We start from the raw sequence: 2,317 nt of genomic DNA, 5'->3' as shown, positions 1-2,317 counted from the left end.
CGGGCTGCTCCGGCCGGATTACGGCCAGGTCTGGGTGCACGGCGTGGATGTCTGGGCCGAACCGCTCACGGCCAAGCGCCTCATGGGAGTGCTTCCCGACGGGGTGCGCCTGTTCGACCGGCTGACCGGCGAGCAGTTGGTCACTTACGCCGGGCTGCTGCGCGGCATGGACCGGGAGACCGTCGCCGCACGCGTTCCGGACCTGCTGCGGGCCATGGACCTGACCAACGACGCCGGCACCTTGGTGGTGGACTACTCGGCCGGTATGACCAAGAAGGTCGCCTTGGCCACCGCGCTGATCCATGCGCCCAGGCTGTTGGTGCTCGACGAACCGTTCGAGGCGGTTGATCCGGTCTCTGCAGCGAACATCCGCGACATCCTCCACGACTACGTGGCCTCCGGTGGCACGGTCATTGTTTCCAGCCATGTCATGGACCTGGTCCAGCGCATGTGCGACCACGTGGCAGTGATCGCCGGCGGCAACGTGCTCGCCGCCGGCACCGTGGACGAAGTGCGGGCCGGAGCCAGCCTCGAAGAGCGCTTCGTCCAGCTGGTCGGCGGCCGGACCCAGGCGGAGGGGCTCGAGTGGTTGCGCACCTCGTAAGGCTGAAGCTGACGCTGCTGCGCAACAGCTTCAAGCGCAGCCCGTGGCAGTTGGTCGGCGTGATCCTCGGCGGTCTGTATGCGCTCGGTGTGCTGGCCCTGCTGATTGCCGGATTGTTCTTCCTCAGCAACACCGAGCCGGCGCTGGCCCGCACAGTAGTGGTGCTGGGCGGCACCGCGGCCTTCCTGGGCTGGGCGCTGATCCCGATGATGGCCACCGGCGTGGACATGACACTGGACCCGGCGCGCTTCGTGACCTATGCCGTGCCGATGCGCCAGCTGCTGCTGGGGCTCGCCATCGGCGGTCTGGTGGGCATCCCGGGCGTGGTGACGCTGGTGGCGGCGCTCGGGCATGCGGCCGCCTGGTGGCAACACCCGGCGGCGCTCGTGGCCGCGGTTGTGTGCGCGGTGATCGCCACGCTCACCTGCGTGGTGCTCTCCCGCGTGACGACGTCGGCGTCCACAACGCTGGCCAGCTCGCGCCGGTTTAAGGACCTCAGCGGCGTTATCGGCATCATTCCGTTGGTGCTGCTGGGGCCGATCATGGTCGGGATCACCGAGGGGTTCCGCAGCTCGCAGGATTTCCTGCCGGCACTGGCCGAGGGACTGGCCTGGTCCCCGCTGGGCGCGGTGTGGGCCGTACCCGGTGACCTGGCGCTGGGCAACTGGGGCGCGGCCGAAGCTCGGCTGCTCATCGCGGTGGCTTTCCTGGCCCTGATGGCCTGGCTCTGGAAGCTGAGCCTGGCCCGGGCGCTGGTCACTCCGCCGTACAACGCCGTATCCCGGAAAGCGGGCGGCAATCTGGGCTGGTTCTCCCGGATGCCCGGCACGCCGGCAGGAGCCGTGGCAGCGCGGGCGCTCATCTACTGGTTCAAGGATCCCCGCTACGGGGCGTCACTGGTGACCATCCCGCTGATTCCGGTGGCGGTCTTCTTCGGCCTCTCGCAGGCCGGCGACTTCACCTTCATGCTGTGGCTGGGCCCGATGATCGCCTTCCTGCTGTCGCTGGGCATCTCCGCCGACATCGCCTATGACAACACTGCCTTCGCGCTGCACGTGACCACGGGCGTGAGCGGACGGGCCGACCGGACCGGCCGGGCAGTGGCCTGCGCGGTGATCGCCCTGCCGGCCACCATCGTGTTGACCGTGGTGCCGTTCATCTTCATCGGCGAGTGGCACCTGTTGCCGCCGGTGTCCGGCGTGGCGCTGGGCGTACTGCTGTCCGGGCTGGGCCTGTCCAGCGTGGTCTCGGCCCGGTACACCTACAACGTGCCGCTGCCGGGGGAGAGCCCGTTCAAGACCCCACCGGGTTCGACAGCGCGGATGATGCTGGTCCAGTTCGGCGGCCTCGGCGTGCTGCTGCTGCTCTCGCTGCCGGAGCTGGTGCTGGCGTTGATCGCAGTCCTGACCGGCGGTGCGCTCTGGGGCTGGCTGGCCCTGGTGGTGGGGGCCGTGCTCGGGGCAGTGCTGCTGGCGGCGGGCATCCGGGTGGGCGGCCGCTGGTATGACCGCCGCACGCCCGAACTCCTCCAGGCTGTGGCGAAAAACAAATAGCGTCCCGCCCTCACCTGCCACGGCAGGTGACGACGATGGCGGAGCCCGGCTCCGCCGTCGTCGTTCCTTTTTCAGGGGTTAAGATGGGTGGCATGAGTCTTCCTCCGGATCCTTTCGAAAACGACCCCCGCGCGCCGCAGAACCCGGGCGGGTCCACCGC

General features: G+C 69.1%; 2 protein-coding genes. Both read left to right on the top strand.

Annotated elements, in window-relative coordinates; translation table 11 throughout:
* Positions 1-604 (top strand): ABC transporter ATP-binding protein (locus AC5RWT_RS36675; protein WP_494084508.1); only part of this gene is annotated, 604 nt, incomplete at its 5' end.
* Entirely contained in the window at positions 586-2,157 is a 1,572-nt protein-coding gene (locus tag AC5RWT_RS36670) for a transporter (RefSeq protein ID WP_494084507.1), read from the top strand. The genes AC5RWT_RS36675 and AC5RWT_RS36670, both read left to right, overlap by 19 nt.
* Positions 2,158-2,317 lie beyond the last annotated feature (160 nt).

Source organism: Arthrobacter sp. Dra40 (genome assembly GCF_059091905.1).
Note: the sequence above shows the minus strand (reverse complement) of the source record. Positions and strands in the feature narration are given on the sequence as shown.